Origin of the sequence: Nonomuraea sp. PA05, from assembly GCF_008086045.1 — a bacterium.
Classification (GTDB): Bacteria; Actinomycetota; Actinomycetes; order Streptosporangiales; family Streptosporangiaceae; genus Nonomuraea; species Nonomuraea monospora.
In genome coordinates, this window is sequence record NZ_VSEY01000045.1 from 37,375 (window position 1) to 63,136 (window position 25,762).

The 25,762-nt window shown below is 71.8% G+C and carries 22 protein-coding genes and 1 pseudogene; 10 read left to right on the forward strand and 13 right to left on the reverse strand.

Features of this window, described 5'->3' with window-relative positions:
* Window positions 1-314 precede the first annotated feature (314 nt).
* Window positions 315-467 (reverse strand): annotated as a pseudogene (locus FXF51_RS63195) (Clp protease N-terminal domain-containing protein); the annotation flags it as partial.
* A 55-nt stretch (window positions 468-522) separates the two neighbouring features.
* Between FXF51_RS63195 and coaE the strand changes: the two are divergent.
* Window positions 523-1,125 carry a dephospho-CoA kinase gene (gene coaE / locus FXF51_RS48295; protein ID WP_148441562.1) on the forward strand — a complete coding sequence of 201 codons (603 nt, stop codon included), beginning with the start codon at window positions 523-525 and terminating at the stop codon, window positions 1,123-1,125.
* A gap of 121 nt (window positions 1,126-1,246) precedes the next feature.
* Window positions 1,247-2,638 (forward strand): glycoside hydrolase family 43 protein, encoded by a 1,392-nt coding sequence (locus tag FXF51_RS48300; RefSeq protein WP_148441563.1) that lies wholly within the window; start codon window positions 1,247-1,249, stop codon window positions 2,636-2,638.
* Here the strand turns inward: FXF51_RS48300 and FXF51_RS48305 are convergent.
* Window positions 2,635-4,044, reverse strand: coding sequence for a hypothetical protein (locus FXF51_RS48305; RefSeq protein WP_148441564.1), 1,410 nt, complete (start codon window positions 4,042-4,044; stop codon window positions 2,635-2,637). The genes FXF51_RS48300 and FXF51_RS48305 overlap by 4 nt on opposite strands.
* Window positions 4,045-4,118: 74 nt before the next feature.
* Complete coding sequence (locus tag FXF51_RS48310; protein WP_148441565.1) at window positions 4,119-9,674, reverse strand: TIR domain-containing protein; 5,556 nt, start codon at window positions 9,672-9,674, stop codon at window positions 4,119-4,121.
* 46 nt (window positions 9,675-9,720) lie between these two features.
* Between FXF51_RS48310 and FXF51_RS48315 the strand changes: the two genes are divergently transcribed.
* Window positions 9,721-10,893, forward strand: a complete 1,173-nt coding sequence (locus FXF51_RS48315; protein ID WP_262380337.1) for an SLC13 family permease — start codon at window positions 9,721-9,723, stop codon at window positions 10,891-10,893.
* Window positions 10,894-10,922: 29 nt separating this feature from the next.
* Here FXF51_RS48315 and FXF51_RS48320 read toward each other — a convergent pair whose 3' ends face one another.
* From FXF51_RS48320 to FXF51_RS48335, 4 genes are all read right to left on the reverse strand, one after another.
* Window positions 10,923-11,165: a hypothetical protein gene (locus FXF51_RS48320; protein ID WP_148441567.1), complete on the reverse strand. Its 243-nt coding sequence runs from the start codon at window positions 11,163-11,165 to the stop codon at window positions 10,923-10,925.
* 106 nt (window positions 11,166-11,271) lie between these two features.
* Entirely contained in the window at window positions 11,272-12,084 is an 813-nt protein-coding gene (locus FXF51_RS48325) for an inositol monophosphatase family protein (protein ID WP_148441568.1), read from the reverse strand.
* A 10-nt stretch (window positions 12,085-12,094) separates the two neighbouring features.
* The gene (locus FXF51_RS48330; RefSeq protein ID WP_148441569.1) at window positions 12,095-12,712 is read right to left on the reverse strand and encodes a hypothetical protein; all 618 of its coding nucleotides are present in this window, start codon (window positions 12,710-12,712) and stop codon (window positions 12,095-12,097) included.
* A complete protein-coding gene (locus FXF51_RS48335) occupies window positions 12,709-13,746 on the reverse strand; it encodes a hypothetical protein (protein WP_262380339.1) in 1,038 nt (345 codons plus the stop codon). The genes FXF51_RS48330 and FXF51_RS48335 overlap by 4 nt, the downstream gene beginning before the upstream one ends.
* Window positions 13,747-13,900: 154 nt before the next feature.
* Between FXF51_RS48335 and FXF51_RS48340 the strand changes: the two genes are divergently transcribed.
* Window positions 13,901-14,686 carry a class I SAM-dependent methyltransferase gene (locus tag FXF51_RS48340; RefSeq protein ID WP_148441570.1) on the forward strand — a complete coding sequence of 262 codons (786 nt, stop codon included), beginning with the start codon at window positions 13,901-13,903 and terminating at the stop codon, window positions 14,684-14,686.
* Here the strand turns inward: FXF51_RS48340 and FXF51_RS61370 are convergent.
* Genes FXF51_RS61370 through FXF51_RS48355 form a run of 4 tightly spaced genes read right to left on the reverse strand, consistent with a single transcriptional unit; the run spans window position 14,652 to window position 18,476 of the window.
* Entirely contained in the window at window positions 14,652-14,825 is a 174-nt protein-coding gene (locus tag FXF51_RS61370) for a hypothetical protein (protein ID WP_187414987.1), read from the reverse strand. The two genes, FXF51_RS48340 and FXF51_RS61370, sit on opposite strands and share 35 nt — an antisense overlap.
* Window positions 14,826-14,839: 14 nt before the next feature.
* Window positions 14,840-15,613, reverse strand: a complete 774-nt coding sequence (locus FXF51_RS48345) for a sporulation protein (RefSeq protein WP_148441571.1) — start codon at window positions 15,611-15,613, stop codon at window positions 14,840-14,842.
* 9 nt (window positions 15,614-15,622) lie between these two features.
* Window positions 15,623-16,858, reverse strand: coding sequence for an SPFH domain-containing protein (locus FXF51_RS48350; protein WP_148441572.1), 1,236 nt, complete (start codon window positions 16,856-16,858; stop codon window positions 15,623-15,625).
* A gap of 1 nt (window position 16,859) precedes the next feature.
* On the reverse strand, window positions 16,860-18,476 hold the full coding sequence (locus tag FXF51_RS48355) for an SPFH domain-containing protein (RefSeq protein WP_148441573.1): 1,617 nt from the start codon (window positions 18,474-18,476) through the stop codon (window positions 16,860-16,862).
* A 140-nt stretch (window positions 18,477-18,616) separates the two neighbouring features.
* Here FXF51_RS48355 and FXF51_RS48360 point away from each other — a divergent pair, with 140 nt between their 5' ends.
* The 5 genes from FXF51_RS48360 to FXF51_RS48380 are packed head-to-tail and all read left to right on the forward strand — an operon-like array spanning window position 18,617 to window position 23,443.
* Complete coding sequence (locus tag FXF51_RS48360) at window positions 18,617-19,531, forward strand: ABC transporter ATP-binding protein (protein ID WP_222871807.1); 915 nt, start codon at window positions 18,617-18,619, stop codon at window positions 19,529-19,531.
* Entirely contained in the window at window positions 19,528-20,382 is an 855-nt protein-coding gene (locus FXF51_RS48365) for an ABC transporter permease (protein WP_148441574.1), read from the forward strand. The genes FXF51_RS48360 and FXF51_RS48365 overlap by 4 nt, the downstream gene beginning before the upstream one ends.
* Before the next feature lie 13 nt (window positions 20,383-20,395).
* Window positions 20,396-20,629 carry a helix-turn-helix transcriptional regulator gene (locus tag FXF51_RS48370; protein WP_148441575.1) on the forward strand — a complete coding sequence of 78 codons (234 nt, stop codon included), beginning with the start codon at window positions 20,396-20,398 and terminating at the stop codon, window positions 20,627-20,629.
* Between the two features lie 35 nt (window positions 20,630-20,664).
* Window positions 20,665-22,773, forward strand: coding sequence for an excinuclease ABC subunit UvrB (gene uvrB / locus FXF51_RS48375; protein ID WP_148441576.1), 2,109 nt, complete (start codon window positions 20,665-20,667; stop codon window positions 22,771-22,773).
* Window positions 22,774-22,831: 58 nt separating this feature from the next.
* Window positions 22,832-23,443, forward strand: a complete 612-nt coding sequence (locus tag FXF51_RS48380) for a PepSY domain-containing protein (protein ID WP_148441577.1) — start codon at window positions 22,832-22,834, stop codon at window positions 23,441-23,443.
* 53 nt (window positions 23,444-23,496) lie between these two features.
* Here the strand turns inward: FXF51_RS48380 and FXF51_RS48385 are convergent, their stop codons facing one another.
* Window positions 23,497-24,258 (reverse strand): alpha/beta fold hydrolase, encoded by a 762-nt coding sequence (locus tag FXF51_RS48385; protein ID WP_148441578.1) that lies wholly within the window; start codon window positions 24,256-24,258, stop codon window positions 23,497-23,499.
* Window positions 24,259-24,317: 59 nt separating this feature from the next.
* On the opposite strand from FXF51_RS48385, the gene FXF51_RS48390 reads away from it, so the two are divergent.
* A complete protein-coding gene (locus FXF51_RS48390) occupies window positions 24,318-24,851 on the forward strand; it encodes a PadR family transcriptional regulator (protein WP_148441579.1) in 534 nt (177 codons plus the stop codon).
* A gap of 21 nt (window positions 24,852-24,872) precedes the next feature.
* On the opposite strand, the gene FXF51_RS48395 is transcribed toward FXF51_RS48390, so the two are convergent.
* A complete protein-coding gene (locus FXF51_RS48395; RefSeq protein WP_148441580.1) occupies window positions 24,873-25,748 on the reverse strand; it encodes a serine protein kinase RIO in 876 nt (291 codons plus the stop codon).
* Window positions 25,749-25,762 lie beyond the last annotated feature (14 nt).

The window sequence follows — 25,762 nt, forward strand, 5'->3', positions numbered from 1 at the left end:
GGCACCACGATCTGATGGCGGCCCCGCCACGGCACGTGCTCGGGCGCGTCCAGCGGCGGCACCCGCACCCCGTGGCGCCGCAGCCCCGCCAGCACCTCCTCAGGCCGCAGCCCGAACGGTTGCAGCGGCGTCGCGCCCCGCTCCACCTCGGCGTCGTGGGCCAGCGCGATCAGCCAGTGCTCCGGCGACGGCGCCCGCTCGCCCTCGGCCAGGGCCAGGCCGGTCGCGATGCCGTCCAGCTTGTGGAAGGCCGGGCCGGCGAAGCCACCGCCCCGGTGGTGCCCCGGCCGCCCATGGCGGGGCAGCAGCTCCAGGGCGCGCTCGTGGTCGAGCCCCGCCTCGTTCAGCACCCGCGCGGCGAGGCAGTCGCCGCTCAGCAGGGCGAGCACCACGTGCCACGGCCCCACCCAGTCGTCGCCGGCGGCCGCCGCCTGCTCGTGGGCGGCCCGTACGATCCAGCTCACCATGCTCTCACCATGCTCTCATCATGCTCCGCTGACGCGCCTTGGATAGGCTGCTGGGGTGCTGAAGATCGGACTGACCGGCGGCATCGGCTCCGGCAAGAGCGAGGTGGCCAGGCGGCTCTCGGCCAAGGGCGCCATGGTGATCGACGCCGACAGGATCGCGCGTGAGGTGGTGGAGCCCGGCACCCCCGGCCTGGCCAGGGTGGTGGCCACGTTCGGGGAGGAGGTGCTCCGGGCGGACGGCTCGCTCAACAGGGAGAAGCTGGGCTCGTTCGTGTTCGCCGACTCCGAGAAGCTGGCGGCGCTGAACGCGATCGTGCACCCCCTGGTGGGGGAGCGGGTCGCGGAGCTGCAGCGGGCCGCCGCCGACGACACGATCCTGGTGTACGACGTGCCGCTGCTGGTGGAGAACAACCTGGCCCCCATGTACGACGTCGTCATCGTCGTGGACGCACCGGACGACCTGCGCATCAGGCGGCTGTCCGAGCACCGCGGCATGCCGGAGGCCGACGCCAAGGCGCGCATCGCGGCGCAGGCGACCCGGGAGGAGCGGCTGGCGGCGGCCGACATCGTGATCCCGAACGACGGCTCGCTGGAGGAGCTGGACGGGCGGGTGGACGAGGTCTGGCGGGAACTCCTCGCCCGCGCCGCCCGCGGCTGACCCCAGAGCCGTGAGCTGATCCCGGCTCGGCCACGTCCCCAGGAACGAGCGGTTGACGGCCTGACCGGTATCCGTGACGATCGGAAAGATCGCCCGACAGGACACCCCGGAAGGACCGCCGATGCCGCGTCCCTGGCGTGCCACCCTGGCCGCACTGATCGTCGCCCTGACCACGCAGGCCCCGGCCGGGCAGGCGAGCGCGGCGACGCAGTCGTTCCGCAACCCGGTGAACCCGTCCGCCGACCCCAGCCTCATCCACCACAACGGCGCCTACTACGTGGCCACCACGCGGGGCGACCGCATCGGCGTCTGGCGCTCACCCAGCCTGGCCACCCTCCTGGCCGCCCCCGAGCAGGTCGTCTGGCGCGACAGCGACAACAGCCGCAACAAGCAGATGTGGGCGCCCGCCTTCCGCCACGTCGGCTCCCGCTGGTACCTGTACTACACGGCCTCCGACGGCGTGGACGCCAACCACCGCATGTACGTCCTGGAGTCGGCGGCCGACGACCCGATGGGCCCGTACACGTTCAAGGCGAAGATCGCCGACTTCGGCGAGTACGCCATCGACGGCGAGCCGATCACCCACAACGGCCAGTCCTACTTCGTCTGGAGCGGCCCGGGGCGCGGCCTCGGCGGCCCCGCCCAGCTCTACATCGCCAGGATGAGCAACCCGTGGACGGTCACCGGCGGCCGGGTCGCGATCCCCGCCGGCGGCGGCTGCACCGAGGTGCGGGAGGGCCCGACGCCGCTCTACCGGGGCGGCAGGACGTTCCTGACCTACTCCTCCTGCGACACCGGCAAGCCCGACTACCAGCTCTGGATGAAGAGCATCGCGAACGGCGCCAACCCCATGGTGGCCGCGAACTGGACGCAGCACCCGGGCCCGGTGTTCTCGCGCGACGACGCGACCGGCGTGTGGGGCCCGGGGCACCACTCGTTCTTCCGCTCGCCCGACGGCGCCGAGGACTGGATCGCCTACCACGGCAAGAACACCAGCACCTACACCTACGACTTCCGCACCACGCGGGTGCAGAGGTTCACCTGGAACGCCGACGGCACCCCGGACTTCGGCCGCCCCCTGGCCGCGGGCGCCACCCAGCGACTCCCGTCAGGCGACCCCGGCGCGGCCACGTCGGTGATCAACGACTTCGACGCGCAGGTCACGTACGCGGGCGCCTGGCAGTCCGGCTCGGGCTGCGGCAACCAGTGCTTCTGGGGCAACGACCACTGGAGCGGCCAGGCCGGCGCGACCGCGACGGTCACCTTCAACGGCAGCCGGGTGGCCCTGCTCAGCGTGCGCGACCGGGGCAACGGCATCGCCGCGATCTCCATCGACGGCGGGGCCGAGCAGCGGGTCGACTACTACAGCGGCATCCGGGTGGGGGAGCAGCTCAACTACCTGAGCCCGGTGCTGCCGCGCGGGCAGCACACGTTGCGGGTGCGGGTGACGGGCGAGCGCAACCCGGCGTCGGGCAGCACGGTGATCAGCATGGACCGGATCGAGGTGTTCTAGCCGGCGGTGTAGAGCTTGGCGATGCGCGCTCCGAGGTCGGCGCCGTAGTTCTCGTGGTAGACCTGGGCGGAGCAGTAGACGGCGCCGCCCGTGCGGGCCAGGGCGGGCGTCCAGACGGCGGCGTTCTCGGCACCGGGGTCGCTCATCGTCATTCCGGTGAGCGCGATGTCGTCCACGCTGACGTCGATGAAGTAGTCGCTCACGCCCTTGCGCTCGTACAGGCGCCACTGCAGCGTCGCGCTCGTCGCCCCGTTCAGCTTGGCCGTGAGGTCGACCGTCGCCCGCACCCAGGTGTCCGCCGCGTCGGCGGTGACGTCGCGCTCCCAGACCACCTTGCCGTTGAGCAGGAGCTGCTTGGCGTGGTATCCGGCCGGGTGCGACGGCCCGCGGGCGTCGCGGTGCCAGAAGCTCACCACCCGCCTGGCCGCCCCCGAGACCAGGACCGCCTTCCGCGTCGCGCCGCACGACATGCCCGCCTTGGTGGCGGTCTGCTGCTGGACGACGAAGCTCAGCCGCCCGTCGCCCGTGCGGGCCAGGTTGTCGGCCGCGGGGCGCGTCCACGCCTGGTCGCGGGAGACGAACGGCAGCTTGTACTGCAGGACCCCGGCCAGCTCACCGCCGCGGACGTGCTCGACCGCCTTCTTGGTGACCGCCTCGACGTAGGACACCGTCGGCTTCTGGGCGGCGTGGCTCAGCGGGTACGCGTACGGCATCAGGTAGATCTCGGTGCCGGGCAGCCGCTTGCTCAGCTCCCGCACCTGGTACGACAGGCTCCACGGCCAGGAGGTGTCCCGGTACGGCTCGTCGCGGAAGGGGAAGACCACGCCGTCCACCAGCGGGATCTGCTCGGCCACGAACGCGTCGGTGAACTGGGCGTAGTAGACGGTCGGGACGAACCTGAGCGCGGGGGCGATCGCCTTGGCCGCCGACCGCATCTGCCCGACGTAGGCGGGGGTGAACGTCTTGAGGTCGTAGGCGTAGTCGTCCACCGTCCAGCCGGCCAGGTTCGGGTGGGCCTTGGCGAGGGTGGCGATCTCGCGGGACCAGGCGACGTAGTCGTGCTTGTACGGCCGGGACACGCAGCAGCCTTGCTGGCTGGGCGAGTACACCAGCACCCAGACGTCGATCCCGGCGGCGGCCGCGGCGGGCAGGAACTCGTCCCGCAGGTCGGTCCAGTGCACGTTGTCGCCGGCCATCGGATAGACGTAGGTGTTCGCGTTGAGCGCCTTCAGCCCCGCGATGATCGCCTTGGTGTCCACGTGCCTGATCCCGTCGGCGCGCGGCTGCTCCTCACGCATGAGGTTGCCCGCCGTCCCCAGCGCGCCGCCCGGAACCTCGGCGTGGGACACGCCGGGGAGCATCGGCAGCAGCACGGCCAAGACGATCACGAGTGCGAGACGGATCACGGGAGTTCCTTCAGAGCATGATCGGATACAGGCCCGTCAGCATAGAGAGCGCCGGTATGTCGCCGGTATGCCGCTCAGAACGGCGAGTCGAGCGGCACCTGCCGCACCCCCGGCAGGTACGGATCCAGCTCCCCGAGCTCGAACCGCGACATCCCCACCACGTGCCAGAACTGCCCGCCGGGATCCCCCTGCACCTTGTACCGCCCGTCGGGCGCCAGCGCCGCCCACCCCTCGGGCAGCCCGAGCAGGGTGGCCCGGCGCTCGCCGCCCGCCCAGAGGATCACCGTGCCGTCGTCGCCGGCGCTGGCCAGCAGGTCCTCGGCGGGGCTGAAGGCGACCGACCAGACCCTGCGGGCGTGCCCGGCCAGGGTGTGCAGCAGCCGCCCGCCGGCGGTGTCCCAGACGCGGACGAGCGTGTCGTCGCCGCCGGTGGCCAGGCGCTCGCCCGAGGCGTCGAAGGCGAGGCTCCACAGCCGTCCCTCGTGCAGGTCGAGCGTGTGCACCAGTCGGCCGGGGCGCCGCTCCCACACCAGGGCCAGGCCGTCGTTGCCGGCGCTGGCCAGGTAGCGGCCGTCGGGGGAGAAGGCGACGGAGTAGACGCGGTCGTGGTGCCCCTCCAGCCTGGCGACGCGCAGGCCGGTGCTCGCGTCCCACACGCGCACGCCGTGGTCGTCGCAGCCGGTGGCCACGTACGCGCCGTCGGGGCTGAAGGCGATGGAGCGCACCCGGCCGCGGTGGCCGATCAGCTCGCCCGCCAGCCGGCCCGTCGGGCGGTACCAGATGCGTACGCTGTCGTCGTCGTTGGCGGTGGCCAGCAGGGTGCCGTCGGGGCTGAACGCCTCGGCCCACACGTGGTCGGTCTCGGCGTTCAGCTCGCGCTCGTAGTCGCCGGTGGCGGCGTTCCAGAAGTGCACGCCGCCGTCGTTGCTGGAGGTGGCCAGCAGCGGCCCGGCGGGGGAGAAGGAGGCGGAGACGAGCCGGTCGGCGGTGCCGGTGAACTCGCGCAGCCGCCGTCCGGTGCGCGGCTCCCACACGCGTACGAGGCCGTCGTTGCCGCTGGTCGCCAGCATGGTGCCGTCGGCGCTGAAGCGGACGGAGGAGATGCGCCGGCCGTGGCCGCGCAGCACCCGCTGGCACTGGCCGGTGTCGGGGTCCCACAGCCGCACGGTGCCGTCGTTGCTGCTGGTGGCGAGCTGCTGCCCGTCGGGGCTGAAGGCGAACGGCCACACCGAGCTGCGGTGCCCCGTCAGCTCGACCCGCTGGCCGGAGCCGAGGCGCTGCAGCCGGACCACGCCGTTGGCGTCGCCGGTGGCCAGGACCTGCCCGTCGGGGCCGAACGCCACCTGGTAGACGGCGGCGGCGTGCGTGGTGTGCACGCCGCGCGCCTCGCCCGAGGTCTCCCACACGCGGACGCTGCCCGCCGTGTCGCCGGTGGCCAGCAGCGAGCCGTCGGGCGAGAACGTCACGCAGTAGACGCTGCCCAGGTGCCCCGTCAGCTCGTGGGCGAGCCGCCAGGTGCGGGTGTCCCACAGCCGGACGGTGCCCGCCTCGTCGCCGGTGGCCAGCAGCCGCCCGTCGGGGCTGTGCACGGCGCGGTAGACGCTGCCGCGGTGCTCGCCGAGCGTCTCCTTCACCTGGCCCGAACCGAGGTCCCAGACCCGCACCACGCCCGCGGAGTCGCCGGTCACCAGGGCCGAGGCGCCGAAGGAGGCGGTGTAGACGGGCTCCCGGTGCCCGGCCAGCTCGTGCACGAGCCGCCCGGTGGCCGTCTCCCACACGCGGACCACGCCGTCGGCGCCGCCCGCCGCCACCAGCTCGCCGGAGGGGTCGAGCCGCACCGGCCAGACGCCGCCGGGGTGGCACTCCAGCCTGCGCAGCAGCTCGCCGCTCAGGGCGTCCCACAGCAGCACGAAGCCGTCGCTCGCGCCCGTGGCCAGCAGGCCGCCGGCGAACGTGACCGCGTACACGCGGCCCCGGTGGCCCTGCAGCGTGCGCACCGGCGCGCCGCCGACGCACAGCAGCACGCCGCCGTCCTCGTTGCCGACCGCGATCGTGGCCCCGTCGGGGCTGTAGGCGATCGGCTCCGGCAGGCGGCTGGTCTGGAAGTGGTAGCCGTACGGGACGCCGATGCCCGCCGGCGCGAACTCCACCTCGACCGGCTGGCCCGGCACCACGGCGGCGCCGGGCAGGTGCGGCAGCGTGCCGGTCACGTCGATGAGCGAGGCGCGGTGCCAGCGGGCGCCCTCCAGCGCGGCGTCGCTCAGGTCCACCTGCGCCAGCCGCGCCCCGGACAGGTCGGCGCCGCGCAGGTCGGCGCCGGTGAGCTGGGCGCCGTCGAGCCGCGCGCCGATCAGCCTGGCATCGCGCAGGACGGCCCTGGACAGGTTCGTGCCGGCCAGCGTGGCCTCCGACAGGTCGGCGCCGGTGAGATCGACCTCGCGCAGGTCCCTGGCCGACAGGTCCTCGCCCTTGAGGTTGGCGCCGCGCAGGTCGGCGTGGGCGGGCGTGCGCAGCCTGGCGGAGATCTTGACCGCGTTCGCCCTGGGCACGTCGTCGGGCGGCGGGTCGTTCACCCAGGCCCGCAGCGCCCGCACGTCGGCCAGGTCGCACAGGAACTCCACGGTCAGTGCCGACAGCGGCCTGCGCGACAGCAGGACAGGGTGGTCCAGCGTCATCGCGATGCGCCGGGCGACCAGCCACTCCATCACCGAGGCGTGGATGAACCCGAACATGCCCTCATCGGTGCGCACCAGCAGGCTGCCCGAGCCCATCCGGAACGCGGCGTGCGCGGCCGTGAGCTGCCCGTCGGCCAGGTCGGTCAGCGTCTCGCCGACCTCGGTCAGCTCGTCGAGCGCCAGCAGCGCCTCGCCGGACTCCCACAGCCGCACCGCCAGCGCCGTCACCGCCCGCCACAGATCGTCGACGGTCAGCCCGGAGGGGGAGCCGGGGATCCTGGCCCGCCGCTCCTCGAAGACCAGCCAGGAGGTGAGGATCTCCTCGTACAGCAGGGCGGGGCTGACCGCGCGCCTGGCCCCGGCCACCGTACGCAGGCGGTCGGCGTCGAGGTCGGTGATGAAGCTGAGCATGCGCGGGTTCTGGGCCAGCGCCAGCAGGTCCTCGATCTCCCCCATCAGCGACATGCGGGCGCCGGCCTCCTCGCCGGCGCCGAACCGGTTGGCCAGGTAGGCGCGGATCTGGTCGGGCGTGAAGTCCTCGACGCTGAGCACCCGCCGCTGCGGCAGCACCCCGACCATCTCGCCGAGCGAGGTGAGCACCTGGCTGGTCGACTTGAAGTGCTGGGTGCGGCTGGCCACCACGATCTTCGCCTTGTCCTCGGCCGCCGCCAGCAGTGTGGCCAGGTGGTCGGCCGCCCGGTCGTAGGTCAGCCGGGTGACCAGCTCGTCGAACCCGTCGAACAGCAGCACGATCCGCCCCTGCCGCAGCAGGTAGCGGAACGCCTTGAGGTCGATGACCTCCTCGCCGTGGCCGGCCAGGTGCGCGGCCACCAGCGCGTCCACCGAGTGCGCCTTGTCCAGGGCGCGCAGCTCGATGAGGATCGGCGTCAGGTGCGGCAGCTCGGCGGGGATGCGGCGGGCCAGCTCGCGCAGCGCGAACGTCTTGCCGTGGCCGAAGTCGCCCAGCAACAGCAGGAACCGGCCGTGGTCGGCGGCCAGCAGCCGCATCAGCTCGTCGGTCAGGCCCTGCCGGGTCTGGCCGCCGGGACGGTCGAGCTCGCGGTAGCGCTGCGGGACGTACAGGCCGGGCGGGTAGCGCCGGTCGGAGGTCAGCCTGGCGGTCTGCTCGGCCACGTAGCCGCTCAGGTCGAGCAGGCCCTGGAACTCGGTGAAGCTGCGCAGCCGCACGCCCATGCGCATCAGGTCGTCGCGCAGCGCGCGCGGCGCGGGCGGGCCCTGGTAGACCAGCTCGGCGGCCAGGCCGCCGGCGTGCGCCTGCCGGACGAACCCGGCCGCGGCCTCCTCGTCCAGCGCGCCCACGTGCGCGCCGATCATCGTCTGCCGGACGAAGCCGTCCTCGGCCTGGGTGACCACCAGGTGCGTGCCGAACCTGCGGATCTTGGTGTGCTCGTGCCTGGCCTCGCACACCTCGGTGATCCGGTCGAGCAGCAGCTCCACCGGGCTCGGCTCGCGCTCCTCAGGCTTGGCGGCGGGCGGCTGGGCGGGCGGGCTCTCGCCGGTGAACGTGGCCCGCGCGGCCCGCCAGCGGGCGCGTACCGGCTCGGGACGCTCTCCGTCGGGCACCCACGTGCGCAGCCCGTCGGGGCCGATCTCCACCACGTGGTGCCGCCCGGAGCGCGGCGCGGCGATGCGCCCCTCCGCCGCCTGGCCGGAGCCGCCGTGGAAGAGCAGGTTGACGCGGTGGCCCAGCAGCCGCTCGTAGGCGGGCGCGTCCCTCAGCTCCTCCGGGGGATGCCCCATCGCGCCCAGGCGCAGCCACTCGCGCTCCTCGTAGGGCCGCAGCCGCTCGGCGAACCAGGCCGCCTGCGCCTCGCCGAGCATCGCGAACGCGTCGCGCTCCAGGTGGCTCATCGCCATCGTCGAGTTCAGCCCGGCCACCACCACCTTCAGGTCGGGCACCTCGAACAGCGTCCACGGCTGCCCGCCGTCGAACACCCGGTCGTCCAGCCCCTGGTACAGCTCACCGAACAGGGTGGCGAAGTGCCGCCACTTGGGCCAGTAGGGCGGCTGCGGGCTGACGTCGTCGGCCTCGCAGGTCAGGAAGTAAGCGCTGGCGGCGGCCTTGGTGACGTCGCGCGGGCCGGGCAGCAGCACCAGCCGGTGCGGCTCCAGGCCGAGCAGCAGCCGCAGGTCGGTGACGAACCGCGTCGCCTGCGCGTACTGCCCCAGGCTGCCGGACTCGGTCAGGTCGCCGCTGACGACCATCAGGTCGGGGCGGGGCATGCCGCGGTCGTACAGGGCGGTCAGGTCGGCCCAGATGCGGGCCTGCATGTCCTCGGGCGTGAACGGGTCGCCGGGGTCGGGCAGCGCCCGGCCGAAGCGGGGGCCGCCGATGTGCAGCACGCTGATCGAGTCGCGGGCCCTGCCCGGCCCGGCCACCGGCGGGAACGTGGGCGGCGTGACGGGCGCGCGCCGGGCGCTGGCGCGTTCGGCGGGCGGCGGCAGGGTCGGCGCGGGCGGCGGAACCAGGGTGCCGTCGGGGAAGGCGGGCGCGGCCTCCGGCTTGGCCCGGCCCGCCAGCGCCTCCCTGACCCGGCCCAGCAGCAGCGCCCTGGCCTGGCCAGGGTCGGTGACGCCCAGCAGGTCGACCCAGGTGATGGTGGACAGCAGCCCCTCCAGGGGCACGTCCTCCAGCCTGATCGTGACGAGCTTGTTGGACGGGTTGCCGGGGTCGGCGCGCAGCGCCGCCTGCCACTCCATCCGGCCGTAGCGGGAGCCCAGGTAGTTGCGCGAGAGCACCGCCACGACGAGCTGGGCCTCGCTGACGCCGCGGTCCATGAAGTCGATGAAGTTCGTGCCGGGCACGAAGTCCCACGCCTGGATCATGGTGCGGTATCCCGCCGCCTCCAGCTCCCAGGCGATCCAGGTCGCCCAGGCTGTGTCGGCCGGGGAGTAGCTGACGAAGATGTCGGTCGGCCTGCCGTCACGTGCCATTCGCCCAGTATCCCTTGCCCCGCCGGCGGTGTGCGATCATCTTCGGGTGTGGCGGCGTCTTGGCGTACTCGACTGGATCAGGGTCGGGCTGCTGGTCCTGGGGCTGGTCTTCGTGGCGACCGGCCTGCTGCCGTGGGACGACGCGGTCACCAGCCTGCTTGAGATCGGCCCGCTGCTGATCTTCCTGGTGGCGGTCATCGTGCTGGCCGAGCTGACCAAGGAGGCTCAGGTCTTCGACGCCATCGCGGCGCGGATGGCGGTGCTCGGCCGCGGCAACTACGCGGCCCTCTTCTTTCTTTGTGTCATTTTTGCGTCATTTGTTACGATATTTCTGAATTTGGATACGACGGCGGTGCTGCTCACCCCCGTCATGCTCGCCCTGGCCCCCCGCGCCCGCATCGCCGCTCTTCCCCTCGCCATGACCACCATCTGGCTGGCCAACACCGCGAGCCTGCTGCTGCCGGTCTCCAACCTGACGAACCTGCTCGGCATGCGGAAGATCGGCCTGAGCGCTCAGGAGTTCGCCGCCCGCATGTGGGCGCCCCAGCTCGCCGCCATCGCGGTGACGATGGTGTTCCTGTGGGCGTTCTACTGGCGGCGCGGCGAGCGGCGCGACCTGCGTTACACCCCGCCGGTGCTCGAACCGATCGCCGACCGGGCGCTGTTCTCCGCCGCGTCGGCCGCGTGCGTGCTGTTCATCGCGCTGCTGCTGGTGGAGACGCACGTGGCGATCGCCGCCACGGCCGCGGCCGTCATCGTGGTGGCCGCGTTCGCGCTGCGCTCCCGCGAGCGCCTGACGTGGAGCCTGATCCCCTGGCAGCTCGTCATCTTCGTGACCGGCCTGTTCCTGGTCGTGCCCACGCTCAGCCTGCACGGCCTGTCCGCCGTGATGACCTGGATGATCGGCACCGAGGGCGACCCCTACCGCACCGCCGCCGTCGGCGCCGGGCTGTCCAACGTGATCAACAACCTGCCCGCCTACAAGGCCGTCGAGACCGTCATCCCGGCCACCGACCAGGACCTCCTGCTGGCCCTGCTGGTGGGCACCAACGTCGGGCCGGTCATCACCCCGTGGGCGTCGCTGGCCACGCTGCTGTGGTTCGAGTCGTGCCGCCGCCACGACGTCCGGGTGCCGATGCGCCGCTTCCTGCTCACCGGGGCCGGGCTGGCCGTCGTGGGGGTGCCGGTGACCGTCTGGGCGCTGGTCACCTTCGGGTGAGCTCCCGGGCTTTGAGTGCGGCCGGGCTTTCAGGCGGCGGCGAGGGCGTAGGCGCCGGCGACCGCGTCCAGGGCCCAGCGCATCCGCCGCACGTACGTCTCGGGGTGGTCGCCGGCCTCCTGCGCCACGAGCGCCGCGCACCAGGACGGGTCGCCGCCGCACGCGCACAGCCGCTCGTCCACGGCCTCGCGGATCTGGTACGGGGACAGCTCCTCGGACGGCTGGAGCGCGGTGACGAAGAGCACCTGCGCCAGCTCGGTCGTGGTCATCATGTCGGGCTCCATCCACCGTGGTGCCGTTGTCCGGCACCCTCTAAATAGACGTCGAACGGCGGCGGAACTCATCGACAAAGGACACACATCATCTGTGGACTTTTTCTCACTCCAGCAGCGAGAGCAGCCCGGGCAGGGCCAGCGGATGGGCGGCCACGAAGCTGCGCTCGTCGCCGGGGCCGTCCACGCACTCCTCGTAGGGCCCGCCGTCCAGCCGCCGGATCTCGATGCCCGCCTCCTGCGCCAGCAGCGCCCCCGCCGGCAGGTCCACCACCCCGGCCCGGTAGCCCACGATGCCGTCGATGTCGCCGCGCGCCAGCATCGCCCAGGCCAGCAGCGGCGCCCAGAGCTGCAGCACCCGGCGGGCGTTGAGGTCGAGCGCCGTCTTCAGCCGCCGCACGGTCGCGTCGTCCCTGGCGATGCCGTACCCCTGGGTCCAGGCCAGCAGCGGCCCGTGCGGGCTCGGCGCGTACGGCGGCGCCAGGCGCAGCCCCGAGGAGGTGCCTGAGGAGGCGAACGACCCCCTGCCGCGCACCGCCGACCACGTCTGACGGGAGACGGGGTCGTGCACCACGCCCAGCAGCGGCCGCCCGCCCCGGCACAGCGCCACGCCCACCACGTACGTCGGCAGCCCGATGGCCACGTTGTTGGTGCCGTCGAGCGGGTCGACCAGCCACGTCCACTCACCGCCCGCCGCCCCGACCAGCCCCGACTCCTCGGCGATCACCGTGTGCGACGGGTACGCCGTCAGGATCCGCTCCAGCAGCAGCTTCTCCGAGGCCAGGTCCAGGTCCGTCACCACGTCGCCGGCCTCGCCCTTGGCCCTGGTGCCGAGCGCGCCCCTGGTGCCCTCCAGGAGCAGCGCGCCCGCGGCCTCGGCGGCTTCGACGGCGACCGTACGAGCGTGATCCAGGTCCATCGGGTGCCTCTCAGGTCAGGTGCGCGGTGATCATGCGGATGGCCAGGGCCGTCTCCGTGGCGTCCAGCGGCTGCCTGGACACGTGGTGCGGGCCGCCGGCCAGCGGGCCGAGCGACAGGTCGTGGCTGCCGGGCCGGCCGCGGCCGAGCGCGATCGTGGCCGCCTCGCCGCCCTCGGGCACCACGCTGCTGTGGAAGCGGCCGGCGGTGAGCGTGTAGGTGTCGCCGGGGCCGAAGATCTCCACCAGGCCGGTGGCGTGCCGCACGGTGCGGGCGGTGGGCGAGATGCGGTCGCCGTCGGCGGCGCTGACCACCTCGTACACCCGGTGCGTGGCCTCGGCGAGCGCGTCGGAGACCACCGCGTGCACGTTGCGCACCTGGCCGTAGAGCACGTGGCTGACCAGGTCCCAGCTGTGGCAGTGGATCTGCGAGGTGGTGCTCTCGGCGTGCGCGAGCGAGTCGGTCCACAGGTGGAGGCATACCCCTTCGCCGCCTTGGCGCTCCAGCGGCAGGCAGACGAACCCGAGCGGATGGCGTACGGCCGTCAGACCCGGCCGCGACAGCTCCGCAAGCGCCCACGCCCGCGCCTCACCGGCTCGCAGGACCGCGCGCACGCTGCTCAGGCTCATGCGTACGGATCCAGCGCGCGCAGGGCCTTACGGGCGATGTCGACGACGTCGCGGCCGTTGTAGGACCTGGGCAGGGGCGTCCCGATCCGCTCGAACAGCTCCTGCACCTCCTCGATGGTGGGCTCGTCGCCGAGCGGCACCTTCTTGTACATCTCCAGCGGCACCCGCCGCGCCTGCTCCATGCTGAGCCGCAGCTCGGTGTCGCAGTTCTCGTAGTAGAACGTGTCGGCCAGCGCGGTCATCGCCATGTTCGGGTCCTCGACCGTCATGATCAGGCGGGTCGAGGACAGGTCCCAGCGGAACGTGGTCATCGTCGAGGACAGGCCCACCTCGATGTCGAGCAGGCCGTAGCGCTGGCGGTGCCAGAAGGCCGCCAGGATGGTCGCGTACGACTCCTTCCTGGCCCGGTCGGTCGTCCACGTCTCGCCGGTGCCGTCGGGGGCGTCGGACAGCGAGCGGCGGTAGTGGGCGTAGGTCTCGCACACCTCCGCGTTGGCCGGGTCGATGATCTCGACGCTGACCCTGAGGTGCCGCTTGTCCTTGCGCGCGGCGGCCACGCACTCGGGCAGCGTGACGGCGCGCAGGTAGGTGCCGGTGCCGCCCTTGAAGCTCCACCGGGTGGTGTCCCTGCGGGCCTCGGCGTGCGACTGGGCGATCTCCTGCCTGCTGCCGAGCACCCTGACGAGCTGCAGGGAGTCGAGGGCCCTGCGGGTGCTGTGGGCCAGCGTCTCGATCTCCTCCAGGCGGGCCAGCCGCACGGGCAGCTCGGCCAGCGCCCCTGAGGTGATCGTCTTCTCGACGGGCGCCTGGCGGGCGCGGTCGCGCAGCAGCGCCGTGGCCACCAGCGCGAGGATGACCAGGGTCGCGGCGGTGACGAGCTGGCGCTGGATCTCGTCGCCCTGCGTGCCGAAGATCTCGTCGGGCATGATGCCGAGCACGCCCACGATGATCGCCAGGCCGAGCGCGATGGCGCCGTCCGCGTTGCGCGCCGCCCATGGGGCGGACCTCTTCAACGCCGCCATGAACCGTGCCATCGTTCGCCCCGCCGTTCGACGATCAGTTCCCGAGGTCTGCCGACGTCATGGTAACGAGAGCGCCAGGGGACTGTCAGCACACGATCTACTGGCCAAAGATGCCCCGGGATATTGCCTCGCGTCCGGATCGACGGCCGCCGTAGGATCCAAGGGCATGATCTTGGATCCGGCCGTCATGGGCTACTACGAGCGCGGCGGCGAGCTGACGAGGCTGCGGCAGGGCCGCGGCCGGCTGGAGTACTGGCGCACCCGCGACGTGCTGCGCCGCACGCTCCCGCCCGCCCCCGCGCGGGTGCTGGACGTGGGCGGCGGTACGGGCGTGCACGCCGAGTGGCTGGCGGCCGAGGGGTACGACGTCGAACTCGTCGACCCGGTGCCGCTGCACGTCGAGGAGGCCGGCAAGCTGCCGGGCGTGCGCGCGGTGCAGGGCGACGCCCGCTCGCTGCCGGTACCCGGCGGGCAGGCCGACGCCGTGCTGCTGCTCGGCCCGCTCTACCACCTGCCCGAACGCGCCGACCGCGTGCGCGCCCTGACCGAGGCCCGCCGCGCCGCCCGCCCCGGCGGGCTGGTGGCCGCGGCCTGCATCACCCGCTACGCGGCCCTGCACGACAGCGTCTACCACGGCTACTTCGCGCGGGAGGAGCTGCGGGCGAACGACTACCGCGCCCTGGAGACGGGCGCGATCGTCTCGCCCAGGGAGGGCGGGTTTCGCGGCTACGGCCACGACCCGGAGGAGATCCTGGGCGAGTTCGCCGACGCCGGCCTGCCGGAGCCGCGCCGCTACGGCCTGGAGGGCGCCTTCTGGCTCTACGGCGACGTCGGCGACTGGCTGGACGACGACGAGCGGCGCGAGCTGTTGCTCGACGCCGCCCGCCGGCTGGAGTGCGAGCCGTCGCTGCTGGGCGTCAGCGGCCACCTGCTCGCCGTGTCGTCCGCTTGAGGTCCACGACCTGGGCGCCGCGCCCGGGATAGACCTGGACCAGCACGTGCTGCGGGGTCCACGCCGCCCAGCCGGGCTCGCGGTGGTGCACCCGCACGCGGTAGTGGCCCGCGCCCGCCACCGCCAGGCCGGGCAGCACGGGCCATCCCGGCGTCAGAACCAGCCGCGGTGGCGGGCCATCTGCTCCAGCCCGCGCTGCAGGGCCGCGTCCGCCTCGTGCGGCGACTGGTCGTAGCGGACCGTGAAGCGGTTGTAGGCGTCGTGGCTGGAGCTCAGGAAGCCGCCCCGCTTGTCGGCCTCCAGGATGACGTCCATCTGCCGCGGCCCGGCGATGAACGTCAGCTCCAGCTCGTTGAAGTAGCGCCGCCACTGGCCGCCCGCGTAGTACTCGATCTCCTGGAAGAACGGCATGGTCGAGCCGTACAGGGTGCCCCGCTCCAGGTCGGCCTTCTTGAACTGGAAGCCCAGCCGGTCGAGCGCGCCGATCACGTGCTCCTGGGCGGGCAGCGGGCTGACGAACAGCGGGTCGAGGTCGCCCTTGTCGAGCGCCCCCGCCAGCGCCAGCTCCGTCTGGACGCCCAGCTTCATGCCGTGCAGCGGGTGCCCGGCGATCGCGCTGATCGGCGTCTCCCACGGGATCGGGATCTCGAACTGCTGCTGGTGCTGGGCACCCTTCGCGAGCTGGAAGGTCCCGGCCACCTGCTGGCGCAGGAAGCTGTAGGACGTCTTGTACTCGTTGTCACCTGACTCGACCTCGACCACGGCGGTGAGGTCGATGTAGATGCCCTCGACCTTGTAGTCGGAGTTGCCGCCACGGAAGTGCACGACGCCGCGCAGCGGCTCGCCCGGGCGCACGCCCGTGTTGGTCAGCACCGTGTCAACCTCGACGCCCGCGCCGAAGGCGGCCATCAACTTGCGGAACACCATGGGGTTCTCCTAAGCGGAAGGTGTGTGACCGTTCAGTTGGCCTGAACCCGAGATGCGGGGGAGCAACTGGGCCAGGAGAAGGGTGGAGAGCGCGGAGTCCGACTGTCCCTGCTGGGTGCGTACGACCAGCGGCTGGGGTGCGTTCTCCGCCAGTTTGGCACCCACGTCGAGGCGCCTGCGAGCCAGCTCGTACTGCAGCACGGCCCGGTTGTCCCGGTACGACTCGGCCAGCCGGCGCAGCGCCTTGGCCTCGTTCTCGGCGGCGGTCAGCTCGGCCCGGCCGCGCGCCTCGATCTCCCACGTCACCCGCTGCGCCTCGGTCTCCTGCTCCTCCAGCATGCGCGCCACGTCCTTGCGCGCCGTGTTGTGGGCGGCCTTGACCTCCACGACGCGGGCGTCACGGGTCTTCTTGGAGCGTTCGATCTCCATCAGCAGCGTGTCGATGCGGCGCTTGCGGGTCAGCTCCCACTCGCGCTCGTAGGCCGACAGCTCCTTGGCCACCTTCTCGCGGGTGGCCAGGTGCTGCTGGTACTGGTCGGGGAGCTGCACGTCGGGGATGTTGGCGCCGGTGATGCGCACCCCGTAGCGGCCGAGCTGGCGGTTGAGCGCGTCCTGCATGTCGCCGACGTCGGAGCCGCGCAGGTCGTAGGCCCGCTCGGTGTTGACCCTGCGGCTGCGCTGCCTTATCGCGTCCTGCACCGCGCTGGACAGCACGAGGTCGAAGTTGCCCGCGCCGATCGTGCGGACGAACGCGACGGGGTCCACGATCCGGAACTTGAGGAAGAACTCGATCGACTTCAGCGGCACGTTCTCGGCGGTGGGGCAGGCCACGATCGGCGCCGAGTACGGGATCTCGGTGGAGGTGTCGACGACCGCGTCCACCCGGTCCCACGGCAGCCAGAGGTAGTGCCGGCCCGGCGGCAGGGTGCTCGTGATGGCGCCCCAGCGGCTGCGCACGCCGGTGGTGCCCTCCTCGATCTCGATGATGGCCTTGCGCCAGACCGTCAGCAGCGCCAGCAGCACGAACAGCAGCGCCCCGAACGTCCCGATGAGCCGATAGCCGGTCAGCGCGGCCATGCCGGCGAAGTAGAGCGCGAGGAACACCAGGGTCATCCAGGCGAAGCCGCGCCGGTCCTTGGGGATGACGACGGGCACGAGCTGGCCCTGCTCGCCGCCGCGCAGGAGCTGGCGGATCTCTCCCCAGGAGGCCAGTGATTCCTTGATCTTCGAGAACTCACGGCTCATCTCAGATCTCCCCCTTCCCGGGCAGCAGGCGCTCGACGGTGCGTTCCAGCAGGTTGTCCGGCTCGGTCGCCGCGGCAGGCACCTGCGGCGGCTCCTCCACGTCGGCGGCGGCCTTCTGCAGCAGCGCGGCGATCTCGTTCTCGCGCCCGCGCACGCGGGTGGCGATCTCGTCGAGCCTGCCGCGGATGGCGGCCATGTCCTCGGCGGAGAACAGCACCGCGTCCTTTCCGCCCACGAGCTGCTGGGCCAGGGCCAGGAAGTCGATGTCGGTCTGCTCGCCCACCTGCACCACCTGCGGCAGCCTGGTGGCGACGGACTCCAGCTTGGCCAGGAGGTCCTGCTGGAAGCGGTAGTCGAGGATCTCGGGCGCCTCGGCGGCGGACAGCGCCCTGATGTCCAGCGCCTGCGCCTCCAGGAGTGCGGCGTTGGCGTTGGCCGTGGACTCGGCCTCGACCAGGCGCTGCCTGGCCTGCGCGGTGGCCTGGTGGCTGGCCCGTTCGAGCGCGGTGTCCATGCGGGCCTGGTAGCCGGCGATCTCGGCCTGGATGGCGCTCAGCGTCTCCTGGAGGCCGGCCAGCTCCTTGACCAGGTCGCCCTCGTTCTGCTCCTTGCGGAGCTGCAGCTCGTACTCGTAGGTGTAGGCCTCCTTGGCGACCCTGACCATCTCGGGGGCGGCCAGGTCCATGCGGTATTCCTGGCTGGACGGCTCGGCGTGGGTGATGTTCACGTCGGTGAGCCGTACGGCGGGCAGGAACTGCTGGTTGAGGCTCTCCAGCATGCCGAGCGTGCTCTCGCCCACCAGGTCGTAGATCTCCTCGGCCCGCTGGGCGTAGATGAGCGAGCGGGTGACCTCGCTGATGGCGTTCTGCAGCTTGGACTGGAAGCCGCTGACCGAGCCGAGCACGAAGATGAACTCCGCCGGGTTCTCGATCCTGAACTGCAGGAACAGGTCGACGCTGGCCTTGACGCCCTGCTGGGTGGGTGCCTCGCTGATCGGCGCGTTGAACGGGTACTCGCGGGTGGTGTTGACGATGTAGCTGACCCGCTTCCACGGGTTGAACAGCGTCACCCGGCCCGGGTCCGCGATGTGCACCAGCTTGCCGAACTGGGTGATGAGCGCCTTGCAGCCCTCGGGCACCATCACCACGCTGCGCCGCCACCACAGGAACCCGGCGGCCAGCACCAGCACGATCCAGTAGTGCGGGCCGAAGATCACCTCGGCGTTCGGCACGATGTTGCCGAGCGCGCCGATGAGGCCGAGCACCACGAGGATGCCCAGCGGCACGATCACCTTGGCGGTGCTGCCCTTGGGGATCACCACAGGCGAGATGACGTGCATGCCGTTCTCGGCGAAGCTGCGGTTGACGATCTCGCCGGCCTCGTTCAGCGACGCGGACTTCGCCTCGATGAGGGTGCCGACGGAGGCGCCGCCGTCACGGGCCGCCGCGAAGTCGTGCGGGTTGAGCCTGAAGCCCGGTGCCTGGCCGGCCAGTTGCCCGGCCTGGTCGAGGACCTGCCCGGCGGCCTGCCCCATGGCCTGCCTCACGTCACCCCCTTGGGCCACCGCTTGGGCCATGCCCCGTCCTGCCTGGATCAGTGCCTCTCTGGGTCGTGACATCGAACCTTCCTTTTCCGCTACAGGCGATTCCGACCGTATCGGGTACGACTTACTGTTCGCTTGCAATGTGGTGTCATATATGTATTGCCTCCTGTAGTAGGTATGCTATGAATGTAGTAGTCCTACTACTTGGAGGGTTGATGGGAGCGGTAAAAGAGCTCGCAGGCGGCCCCGACCTCGGGAAGGACGCCGCCGCCGTCGAGGTCGCCGGGCTGCGGATGGCGTACGGCGACAAGGAGGTCCTGCGGGACGTCGCGTTCACCATCAGCCCCGGCGAGGTGATCGCCCTGCTCGGGCCCAACGGCGCGGGCAAGACCACGACGATCGAGATCCTGGAGGGGTTCAGGAAGCCCTCCGCCGGTCACGTACGGGTGCTGGGGGTGGAGCCCGCCCGCGGCGACGAGCGGTGGCGCGCCAGGCTCGGCGTCGTGCTGCAGTCGTGGCGCGACCACGGCCGCTGGCGGGTGCACCAGCTCCTGCACCACCTCGGCCGCTACTACGAGCCCTACGCCGAGCCGCACCGGCCGCCGTTCGACACCGGCGAGCTGATCGAGGCGGTCGGGCTCGCAGGGCAGGCCGGGCAGCGGATCAAGCAGCTCTCCGGAGGCCAGCGGCGCAGGCTCGACGTCGCCATCGGCATCGTCGGCAGGCCCGAGGTGCTCTTCCTCGACGAGCCGACCGCCGGCTTCGACCCGCAGGCCAGGCGTGACTTCCACGACCTGGTGCACCGCCTGTCCGACCTGGACGACACCACGATCCTGCTCACCACGCACGACCTCGACGAGGCGGAGAAGCTCGCCGACCGCATCCTCATCCTGTCCGGCGGCCGGATCGTCGCCGACGGCAGCCCCGACAGCCTCACCCGCGAGTACTCCCGCGACGCCCAGGTGCGCTGGAGCCGCGACGGCGAGCACTTCGTGCACGCCACCCACGACGCCACGGAGTTCGTGCGCGAGCTGTTCGAGCAGCACGGCGCCGCGATCGGCGACCTGGAGGTGCGCCGCGCCTCGCTGGAGGACACCTACATGGCCATCGTCAGGAGGGAGGAGACGTGAACCCCACGCTGCACGCCGCCCGGCTCGGCGCCCACCGCGGGTGGACCGAGTTCAAGCAGCAGCTCACCAGCGCCCAGGACATGGGCTTCGCCGTGGTGAGCACCGCGGCCTTCGTCGTCGTGCTGTACTTCCAGCGCGACGCGACGCTGCCCGGCACCGACCTCTCGCTGGCGGCGGCCACGCTGCCCGGCCTGGTGGCCCTGATGATCCCGCTCAACGGGCTCATGGGCGCGGTGGGCGCGCTGTCCGTCGAGCGCGAGGACGGCACCCTGCTCAGGGCCAAGGCCGTGCCGCAGGGCATGGTCGGCTATCTCGTCGGCAGGATCGTCATGCTGTCCATCACCACGATCTGCTCCGTGGTGGTGATGCTGGCCGCCGGGCTGTTCTTCGTGCCCGAGCTGGCCGGCATCGGGGTGGGCGGCTGGCTCACCCTCGCCTGGGTCGCCCTGCTGGGGCTGCTGTCCTCGCTCCCGCTCGGAGCGATCATCGGCTCCCTGGCCAAGAGCCCTCAATCCGCGGCCGGGCTGTCTATGCTGGCCGTCGGCGCGCTCACCTCGGTCTCCGGCATCTTCTACCCGATCTCGGCGCTGGCCGGCTGGCTGCAGGTCGTCGCCCAGGCCTTCCCGCTCTACTGGCTCGGCCTGGGCATGCGCTCCGCGCTGCTGCCCGACGCGGCCGCCGCCGCGGAGATCGGCGGCTCCTGGCGGCCGGTGGAGACCACTCTGGTGCTGCTCGCCTGGGCGGTGGCCGGGCTGCTGCTGGCGCCTCCGATCCTGCGCAGGATGGCCAGGCGCGAGTCGGGCTCGGCGATGGAAGAGCGCCGTCACCGGGCGATGCAGCGGGTGACCTGAGAAACTACGCGTGATGAGCGAGAACGTCTACAACCGCATCGCGCTGCTGCGCGCAGAGCGGAACGTGACCCGCCGGCAGCTCTCCGACGCCCTGGGGGTCCACTACCAGACCATCGGCTATCTCGAACGCGGCGAGTACAGCCCCAGCCTCTACCTGGCGCTGCGCATCGCCGAGTACTTCGAGGTGCCCGTCGAGGTCGTCTTCTCCACCACGCCCTTCCCCCGGATAGGCGAGCGCACGGCCTGACGGTTTCTGTCAGTCGGGCCGCCTACAGTGGCAGCATGCGACCGGTCACTGATTTGCAGCGGAAGGTGGCGCCCTTCGAGGTCGTCACCGAGATGACTCCATCCGGCGACCAGCCGACGGCCATCGCCGAGCTGGAGCGCCGCGTCAAGGCCGGGGAGAAGGACAGCGTCCTGCTGGGCGCCACCGGCACCGGCAAGACGGCCTCGATCGCCTGGCTGATCGAGCGGCTGCAGCGGCCCGCCCTGGTCATGCAGCCCAACAAGACGCTCGCCGCGCAGTTCGCCAACGAGCTGCGCGAGATGCTGCCCAACAACGCGGTCGAGTACTTCGTCTCGTACTACGACTACTACCAGCCCGAGGCGTACGTCCCGCAGAGCGACACCTACATCGAGAAGGACTCCTCGATCAACGACGAGGTCGAGCGGCTGCGCCACTCGGCCACCAACTCGCTGCTCACCCGCCGCGACACCATCGTGGTCGCCTCGGTGTCCTGCATCTACGGCCTGGGCACCCCGCAGGAGTACGTCGACCGCATGGCCCGCCTGCGCGTGGGCATGGAGACCGACCGCGACCAGCTGCTGCGCCGCCTCGTCGACATGCAGTACACCCGCAACGACCTGGCCTTCACGCGCGGCACGTTCCGGGTGCGCGGCGACACGATCGAGATCATCCCCAAGTACGAAGAGCTCGCCGTGCGCATCGAGATGTTCGGCGACGAGATCGAGAAGCTCTCCACCATGCACCCGCTGACCGGCGAGGTCATCACCGAGGACGAAGAGCTCTACATCTTCCCCGCCTCCCACTACGTCGCCGGCGAGCAGCGCATGGCCGCCGCCGTGGCCGGCATCGAGGCGGAGCTGGCCGACCGGCTGGCCGAGCTGGAGCGGCAGGGCAAGCTGCTGGAGGCGCAGCGGCTGCGGATGCGCACGACGTACGACATCGAGATGATGCGCCAGGTCGGCACCTGCTCCGGCATCGAGAACTACTCGCGGCACATGGACGGCCGCGAGGCCGGCAGCGCGCCCAACACGCTGCTCGACTACTTCCCGGAGGACTTCCTGCTCGTCCTCGACGAGTCCCACCAGACCGTGCCGCAGATCGGCGCCATGTACGAAGGCGACGCCTCCCGCAAGCGCACGCTGGTCGAGCACGGGTTCCGGCTGCCGTCGGCGCTCGACAACCGGCCGCTGAAGTGGGAGGAGTTCCTGGAGCGCATCGGGCAGACGGTCTACCTGTCGGCCACGCCGGGCCCGTACGAGCTGGGGCGGGTCAAGGGCGACGTGGTCGAGCAGGTCATCCGCCCGACCGGCCTGGTCGACCCCGAGATCGTGGTCAAGCCCACCAAGGGCCAGATCGACGACCTGGTGCACGAGATCCGTGAGCGGGCCGAGCGCGACGAGCGCGTCCTGGTCACCACGCTCACCAAGAAGATGTCGGAAGACCTCACCGACTACCTCCTGGAGCTCGGCATCCGGGTGCGCTACCTGCACAGCGAGGTCGACACGCTGCGCCGCATCGAGCTGCTGCGCGAGCTGCGAGTCGGCGAGTTCGACGTGCTCGTCGGCATCAACCTGCTGCGCGAGGGCCTCGACCTGCCCGAGGTGTCGCTGGTGTCCATCCTCGACGCCGACAAGGAGGGCTTCCTGCGCTCCGAGACGTCGCTGATCCAGACCATCGGCCGCGCCGCCCGTAACGTCTCCGGCCAGGTGCACATGTACGCCGACAAGGTCACCCCGTCCATGGAGCGGGCCATCGACGAGACCAACCGGCGCCGGGCCAAGCAGATCGCCTACAACGAGGCCAACGGCATCGACCCGCAGCCGCTGCGCAAGAAGATCGCCGACATCCTCGACTCGCTGTCCCGCGAGGACGCCGACACCCAGCAGCTCATGGGCGGCGGCCGGCAGCAGTCGCGCGGCAAGGCCCCCGTGCCCGGCTTCGCCGCCCGGCAGGCCGGCCAGCACGCCAAGGCCATCGCCGGTGAGATGCCGCGCGCCCAGATGGAGTCCCTCATCGAGTCGCTGACCGAGCAGATGCACCAGTCGGCGGCCGATCTGCAGTTCGAGGTGGCGGCCCGGCTGCGCGACGAGATCAAGGAGCTCAAGCGCGAGCTGCGCGACATGCGCGAGGCGGGGGTTCAATAGGTCGTATGCCTTCTGACCTGGGCGAATGCTTCACCCGTGGGTGGGCAGCGTCCAGGGTATGAACAAGACGATCATTGGGGCCCTGGTCGGTGCGTCGGTGCTGGCGGGGGGCTGCGGCGCCGTCGTCCGCGAGGCGGAGCGGCTGGCCGTCCGCACCTCGCCGTCCATCGGCACCCCCACGTCCGCGTCCTCACCGTCCGCGTCCTCACCGCCCGGGTCCTCACCGGCCGGCTCGCCGGGGGCGGGTGACCTCAAGCAGGCCGCCCAGGCGGCGCTCGGCGCGGTGCCCGGCTCCACCCTCGTCTCCATCGAGACCGAGGAGAACGGCCGCCTGTGGGAGGTGCAGGTCGTCGGCAAGGACGGCACCGAGCACCAGCTCGACGTGGAGTCCGGCAAGGTCGTCGCCGGGCCCACCACCGAGCAGGAGGACGCCGACGACAAGGCCAAGCACCGGGCCCGGGTGTCGGCGGCCAAGCTCGACTACGCCCAGGCGGCCGACAAGATCGCGGCTGCGGTGCCTGAGGGGCGGGTCACGGAGCTGAACCTGGACACGGAGCAGGGGAAGACCGTGTGGGAGGCCGATGTGATCGGGGCGGACGGGGCGAAGCACGAGGTGGCGGTGGACGCGGCCACGGGCGCGGTCACCAGGAACAACGCCGCCACGTCCTGACGGACCACGGCACGTGCCCTGCGCCACCGCGTTCGGTCTGGGGGCGCCTGAGGTCAGGGGAGCAGGGTTGTGAGGGTGCGGGCGAAGGCCTCGGGGTTGTCGAGCATGATGTTGTGCCCCGACTCCGGCACCTCCAGCACCCGCACCCCGGCCTCCCGCAACTCCGCGGCCCCGGCGGGCTCGTCGTTCTCCGGGTACAGGAAGGCGCGCGGGATCGGCAGCCCGGCCAGCAACTCGCGCACGGTCGGCTCCGTCCCCCTGGCCAGGCTGACCGCGGTGCGGTGCAGCGCGCGCAGGTCGGCGAGCCGCATCGTGGACCACCAGTGCGGCCCCACCCGATCCCGCACCTGCTGCCACCCTCCCGCCAGGAACTCCTCCTCCCCGAACGCCGCGATCCCGCTGGTACCGGGCCGGACCGGCGCAGGAGGGTAGGGGTCGAGATTGGCGTCGACCAGCACCAGCCGGGCGACCAGCTCGGGATGGCGCGCGGCCAGGACCGTGGCCACCGCCCCGCCCATGCTGTGCGCGATCACCGAGGCCCCCGACACTCCGGCCTTGCGCAGCCCTTCCGCCAGGGTTTCCGCGTGCTCCTCCAGCGTGTACGAGAACTCCTGCGGCCGGTCGCTGATGCCGAACCCGAGCAGGTCGATCAGCAGGGACCGGTGGCGGGGCAGCAGGGGATGGGCCGCCACCTCCGCGTAGTAGGGGGCCGAGGTGGCGCCGAGGCCGTGGACGTAGACACGCGCCGGCTCCTCGCCGGGCAACTCCACCCAGCGCATGCGAGCGCCGCTGGGATGGACGATGGCATCGTGCATGACGGACCTCCTCGTATATCGGCATCAATATATATCGGGCCCGAGGTATGATGACAGCCATGCTGGAGCTGGCCATACTCGGGTACCTCAGAGACCGGCCCTTACACGGTTACGACCTGCGCCGCAGGGTGGCGGCGCTGATGGGGCACGTACGCCCGGTGGCCGACGGCACCCTCTACCCGGCGATCAAGCGGATGGCCGCGGCCGGCTGGCTCATCAGGAAGGACGAGCCGGGGGCCGCCGCCGCGCCCCGGCGCACGCTCTACCTGACGCCCGAGGGCCGAGCGGAGCTGGAACGCCGGCTGCGCCACCCGGGCGAGCTCGACATCAGCGACGAGAACCGCTGGTTCACGCTGCTCGCGTTCCTGCGTCACCTGGACGAGCCCAAGGAGCAGGTGGCGGTGCTGCGTAGGCGGCTGGCGTTCCTGGAGGAGCCGACGAGCTTCTTCTACGACGGCGACAGGCCGATGGGCGCCGAGGAGTTCGCCGATCCGTTCCGCCAGGGCCTGCTCACCATCGCCCACGCCACCAGCCAGGCCGAGCTGGCCTGGCTGCGCCACACCATCGAAAGCCTCGAATCAGTCACAGGCTGAGCCAGGCCGGGCTCGAATCGGTCACAGGCTGAGCCCGGCCTCCTTGCGGAGCAGGGCGGCCAGGCCGTCCGGGTCGGCGGCGGCCACGCCCTTGGCGGCGAACCACGTCGCCACGTTGCGCGCGTCGCGATCGAGGAACGACGGCCCGGACGGATGCGCGATCACGTCCACGATCTGCGGCAGGTCGATCACCACCAGCCTGCCGTCCTGCACCAGCAGGTTGTACGGGGACAGGTCACCGTGCGCGAGCCCCTCCCCGGCCAGCGTCACCATGGCCGCCACGAGCTGCTCCCACAGCCCGTCGAGCCCCTCGGCCACCTGCGCCAGCCGCGGCGCCGCGTACCCGTCGGCCGTCCCGACGAACTCCTGAAGGATCTCCGTCCCGACGATCTGCACCGGGTACGGCACCGGCACCCCCAGCTCCCACAGCCGGCACAGCGCCGAGAACTCGGCCACCGCCCACTGCGCGGCGATGGCCTGCTTGCCGAAGGCGGTGCGGCCGGCCATGGCCCGGTTCATGCGGTCGTCGCGCGTCCTGCGGCCCTCCAGGTAGCCCGAGTCTCGGTGGAACAGGCGGTGCTCGGACGAGCGGTACCGCTTGGCGGCCAGCAGGCACACCCGGTCGGTGCCGGGCACGCCGCGCGAGATCAGGTGGACGTCGGCTTCCTTGCCGGTCTTGAGTATGCCGTGCTCGGTGTCGACGGCGGCCAGCTCGGTGACGAGCCAGTCAGGGTGAGGGCGGGGGCCCTTCTCGGTCGGGGTGCTCTGGTCCCAGGTGGACCAGCGGTCGCCCTCAGGCGGGCCGTCGAGCGTCTCGGGGGCGTTGCCGAGCCATTCGAGGTCGTCGGCGTCGAGGGCGTTCCTGCCACGGCGGCGGTGTTGCGAGTGCTTCGGCACGGTGGGATGACTCC

Bases quoted from the DNA above. Each gene is read 5' to 3' on its own strand.
- FXF51_RS48385 (WP_148441578.1), bottom strand. From the start codon at position 24,258: ATGCACGATGCCATCGTCCATCCCAGCGGCGCTCGCATGCGCTGGGTG.
- FXF51_RS48320 (WP_148441567.1), bottom strand. From the start codon at position 11,165: ATGATGACCACGACCGAGCTGGCGCAGGTGCTCTTCGTCACCGCGCTC.
- FXF51_RS48380 (WP_148441577.1), top strand. From the start codon at position 22,832: ATGAACAAGACGATCATTGGGGCCCTGGTCGGTGCGTCGGTGCTGGCG.
- FXF51_RS48300 (WP_148441563.1), top strand. From the start codon at position 1,247: ATGCCGCGTCCCTGGCGTGCCACCCTGGCCGCACTGATCGTCGCCCTG.
- FXF51_RS48310 (WP_148441565.1), bottom strand. From the start codon at position 9,674: ATGGCACGTGACGGCAGGCCGACCGACATCTTCGTCAGCTACTCCCCG.
- FXF51_RS48340 (WP_148441570.1), top strand. From the start codon at position 13,901: ATGATCTTGGATCCGGCCGTCATGGGCTACTACGAGCGCGGCGGCGAG.
- FXF51_RS48360 (WP_222871807.1), top strand. From the start codon at position 18,617: ATGGGAGCGGTAAAAGAGCTCGCAGGCGGCCCCGACCTCGGGAAGGAC.
- FXF51_RS48330 (WP_148441569.1), bottom strand. From the start codon at position 12,712: ATGAGCCTGAGCAGCGTGCGCGCGGTCCTGCGAGCCGGTGAGGCGCGG.
- FXF51_RS48355 (WP_148441573.1), bottom strand. From the start codon at position 18,476: ATGTCACGACCCAGAGAGGCACTGATCCAGGCAGGACGGGGCATGGCC.
- FXF51_RS48370 (WP_148441575.1), top strand. From the start codon at position 20,396: ATGAGCGAGAACGTCTACAACCGCATCGCGCTGCTGCGCGCAGAGCGG.
- FXF51_RS48350 (WP_148441572.1), bottom strand. From the start codon at position 16,858: ATGAGCCGTGAGTTCTCGAAGATCAAGGAATCACTGGCCTCCTGGGGA.
- FXF51_RS48325 (WP_148441568.1), bottom strand. From the start codon at position 12,084: ATGGACCTGGATCACGCTCGTACGGTCGCCGTCGAAGCCGCCGAGGCC.
- uvrB (WP_148441576.1), top strand. From the start codon at position 20,665: ATGCGACCGGTCACTGATTTGCAGCGGAAGGTGGCGCCCTTCGAGGTC.
- FXF51_RS48390 (WP_148441579.1), top strand. From the start codon at position 24,318: ATGCTGGAGCTGGCCATACTCGGGTACCTCAGAGACCGGCCCTTACAC.
- FXF51_RS48335 (WP_262380339.1), bottom strand. From the start codon at position 13,746: ATGGCACGGTTCATGGCGGCGTTGAAGAGGTCCGCCCCATGGGCGGCG.
- FXF51_RS48345 (WP_148441571.1), bottom strand. From the start codon at position 15,613: ATGGTGTTCCGCAAGTTGATGGCCGCCTTCGGCGCGGGCGTCGAGGTT.